At 54.4% G+C, this 3,698-nt stretch carries 3 protein-coding genes; all 3 read left to right on the forward strand.

The window, feature by feature from the left end; genetic code table 11:
- The coding region (tssF, locus tag RTW80_RS23060) for a type VI secretion system baseplate subunit TssF (RefSeq protein ID WP_312720358.1) at window positions 1–1,717 on the forward strand (1,717 nt) is incomplete at its 5' end.
- Entirely contained in the window at window positions 1,681–2,763 is a 1,083-nt protein-coding gene (gene tssG / locus RTW80_RS23065; RefSeq protein WP_000348793.1) for a type VI secretion system baseplate subunit TssG, read from the forward strand. The genes tssF and tssG, both read left to right, overlap by 37 nt.
- A gap of 24 nt (window positions 2,764–2,787) precedes the next feature.
- Window positions 2,788–3,698, forward strand: a 911-nt coding sequence (gene tagH / locus RTW80_RS23070) for a type VI secretion system-associated FHA domain protein TagH (protein WP_312720361.1), incomplete at its 3' end; no start/stop codon positions are given.

Raw genomic sequence — 3,698 nt, forward strand, 5'->3', positions numbered from 1 at the left:
GCTGGAAGGGGTGGCTTTTCTTACCGGCAATCTCCGCCAGAAAATTGAGGATGAATTCCCAGAACTGACGCACGGGCTTATTAAGATGCTATGGCCTAATTACCTGCGTCCGGTTCCGGCAATGACCCTTATTGAATATACGCCGGATATGGATAAGTCTTCTGTACCGGTGTTAATCCCCCGTAATGAGCAGTTTACAACCAACGCCGGGGAAATCAGAGTTGATGAAGTGCTGCCCTCTGATGCTAAAAAGGAGGAGCCGCCTCCCTGTACCTTCACCCTCTGCCGGGATATCTGGCTGCTGCCCGTTCGCCTGGAGCAGATTGAAAACCGCAGTACGACCCGTAATGGTGTTATCAACATCACCTTTTCGGTCGCACCGGGAACGGACTTCCGCACGCTGGATCTGAACAAACTTCGCTTCTGGCTCGGCAATGACGACAACTATACCCGTGACCAGCTTTATTTATGGTTCTGCGAATACTTGCAGGGTGCCGACCTGACTGTGGGTGAACAGCATCTTCGCCTGCCTGAGTTTATGCTAAAAGCTGTCGGTTTTGAGCCGCAGGATGCCATGCTGCCCTGGCCGAAAAACGTCCACAGCGGCTACCGGATCCTTCAGGAGTATTTCTGTTACCCCGATGCGTTTCTCTTTTTTGATCTTTGTGGTTGTCCGGCTTTGCCTGACGGATTGCAGGCGGAATTCTTTACCCTGCAACTGCGTTTTTCGCGCCCTTTGCCCGTGGACATCCGGCTGCGCCGCGATTCCCTGCGCCTGTATTGCGCACCTGCCATTAATTTATTTATCCACCATGCAGAAGCCATCACGCTGGACAACCGGCGGGCAGACTATCCGCTGGTTCCCAGCCGCCATTACCCACAACATTACGATGTATTTTCCGTTAACAGTGTGGTGAGCCAGGTCCAGGATATGTTCAGGAAAAAAGATCTGGGGCGTCCTGTTTCGACGCAGGCCGCGCGCCAGTGGCCAGCCTTTGAAAGTTTCAGCCATCAGATGGAATACAGCCGGAAGCGGGAAGTGGTGTACTGGCATCACCGGACCAAAACATCCCTGTTCCATCGCGGCTTTGATCATACCCTTGCCTTTATACATGCTGATGGCAGTTATCCGTCAGACGAATCTCTGCTCAGTAATGAAGTGGTTTCGGTATCGCTGACCTGTACCAACCGTGAGCTTCCGTCACAAATTCGTTCCGGCGATATCACCGGCACAACCGGTAAAAATGCAGCTGTTGCTTCATTTCGCAACATTACCCGCCCGACGCAACCACTCTGGCCGGTCATTGATGGCAGCCTGCACTGGTCCCTACTCTCCGCCATGAACCTGAATTATCTGTCATTACTGGATACGGACGCGCTGAAGCAGGTCATCGCCAACTTTGATCGCCACGCAATCCATCATCCGCAGACGGCACGGCTGTCACAACAAAAGCTGGATGCCATTGAGCGTCTGGAGACCCGCCCCGTTGATCGCCTGTTTACGGGTATTCCCGTCCGGGGACTGGCCTCCACGCTGTATCTGCACCCGGAGCCGTTTGTCTGTGAAGGGGAAATGTATCTGCTCGGTACGGTGCTTTCGCATTTTCTGTCGCTGTACGCCAGCGTTAACTCATTCCACATGCTGACCGTTGTGAACACAGAAAGCCAGGAGACATGGAAATGGACGGAAAGAATCGGGCAGCATCCTCTTATCTGAGTCCGGGAAATCCCCCGGCAGATAAAGAGCAGAATGATCCGCTGGCACAGGTTTTCCATAATGCCTGCTCTTACAATTTTTTTGCGATGGCGGAGCTGTTGCACCGCCTGGCAAAGGGTGAAAAGGGGACGCCAGAATTATCCCTGCGTGACGATCCGGCACAGGAAACCCTGCGTTTCAGCGCCGATGCCAGCCTTGCCTTCCCGTGCAGTGATATCAGTGCGCTGAAACGGGATACATCAGGGGCATTCAGGATGACCACCACCTTTATGGGGTTACAGGGGAGCCAGTCGCCTCTCCCCGGTTATTACCTCGATCACCTGGCCTGGAAAGCGGTACATGAACAAAGTCCGGTAGGTGATTTTCTGGATATGTTCAGCCACCGCCTGACCCAGTTTGTCTGGCATATCTGGCGTAAGTACCGCTATCACATCAGTTTTCGTAACGGCGGTGTGGATGCGTTCTCGCAGCGCATGTACTCCCTTGTCGGGCTGGGCCACCGCCAGCTTCGCGATAAGCTGGCGATTAATCACAGCAAAATGCTGGCGTATTCCGGGATCCTGGCAAATCCGGGACGATCCCCGGAAATAATCTGTGGCCTGGTGTCCCACTGCTTTGATTTGTCAGAAGTGACGCTGCAAAACTGGCAACGTCGCAAGGTGGATATTGAACCGGATCAGCAAAATAGTCTGGGGAGCTATTCTCTTAAAAATGGCGAAAAACTGGCGGGAAGATCGGTACTGGGCAACTTTGTTCTGGGTACACGAGTGCCCGATCTCAGCGGAAAATTCCAGCTCAGTATTACCAGCCTGACCCGAAAACAGTTCCTCTCTTTTCTGCCGTCCGGCGAAAACTTCCTGCCACTGACGATGTTCGTGTCCTTCATCCTGCGCGATCAGCTTGCCTGGGACTTACATCTGGGGCTGGCGCCGGAGCAGGTGGGCGCAATGCGCCTGGGTGATAACAAAAGTGCGCTGCTGGGCTGGACCAGCTTCCTCGGCACACCTGAAGAACGACCCTCAGTCACCATCAGGGTACGGTCGTAAATTATGATAATCACGGAGCAGAATATGCCGGAAGAGAAACTACAGACGCTTTCATTGCAGGTCATTAACGGCAGTGAGCTGGAAAGCGGGCGGGCGGCGCGCTGTCTATTCACACAGCAGGGAAATGTCGGCCATGGCCCCGAATGCCACTGGTCGGTACAGGATCGTCAGCAGAGCATTCCGGCCCAGGCTTTTACCGTTATCCTGCACGATGGCACATTTTGTCTGCGCCCGCAGACGGCACAACTGTGGCTGAATCAGGCAAAAGTCACAGCAACATCAGACCTAATACAGTTGCGCCAGGGCGATGAGATCCAGATCGGACGGCTGATGGTGAGGGTTCATCTGAACCGGGGAGATATTCCCCATTACGATGAGGAAATGGCCACTCCCGAAACCATCGTTACCAATCGCGATATGCTCACGGATACCCTGCTATCAACGGAGGGTGCGCCACACTATCCGGGAATGACTCACCGGCACCAGCTTGCAGACACCGTGGTAAACGGTTTTTCTGCCGATCCACTCCAGGCACTTCAGTCCGAAAGCCTGATTACCACGGGCGATCCGCTTTCAGGCATTGCGGCTGTCCGGCCATCGGCACCGCTGTCCGATCCGGCAAGTAATGGGGGGATCAATACTCCGTTTATGGATCTGCCGCCCATTTATGCCAGCCCCGGCGATCGTAATGACGACGTCTCTGCGGCAGAAATGGCGCAACGCCACCTTGCGGTCACCCCCTTACTGCGCGGTCTTGGCGGCTCGCTTACCATGAGCAATTCCGACGATGCGGATGATTTTCTGGAGGAGGCCGGACGAACGTTACAGGCCGCAATAAAAGGTCTGCTCGATTTGCAGCAGCAGCGTAACAGCCTCTCAGACAAACATTTGCGCCCGCTGGAAGATAACCCGCTGCGCCTGAACATGGATTACGC

Origin of the sequence: Escherichia sp. AM3 (genome assembly GCF_032029835.1) — a bacterium.
Taxonomy (GTDB): Bacteria; Pseudomonadota; Gammaproteobacteria; order Enterobacterales; family Enterobacteriaceae; genus Escherichia; species Escherichia coli.